1 protein-coding gene is annotated in these 243 nt (G+C 34.6%); it reads left to right on the top strand.

Translation table 11 applies throughout. The features are described from left to right. Window positions 1-243 (top strand): methyl-accepting chemotaxis protein (locus tag KVT11_RS20430; protein WP_254636544.1); only part of this gene is annotated, 243 nt, incomplete at both ends.

The raw sequence follows: 243 nt of genomic DNA, 5'->3' as shown, positions 1-243 counted from the left end.
AGGAAAATCATCTGGAGAGATTGCAAATTTAATTGCAGAAATTAAGGCTGATATTGAACATACTGTTAAGGCGATGGATAATGTGAATGGGGGAGTTCAACAAGGCCTTGATGTTGTAACAAAAACGAAAGTAAGTTTTACGGAAATTTTAAGTTCTACTACGCATATTGTTTCTCAAGTCAATCAAATGGTAGAAACAACAAAGAGAATTGCTGGAGATGCAAATGAAGTGACAAATGCTAT

Source organism: Bacillus sp. GbtcB10 (genome assembly GCF_019091365.1).
GTDB classification, from domain to species: domain Bacteria; phylum Bacillota; class Bacilli; order Bacillales; family Bacillaceae; genus Bacillus; species Bacillus altitudinis.
Note: the sequence above shows the minus strand (reverse complement) of the source record. Positions and strands in the feature narration are given on the sequence as shown.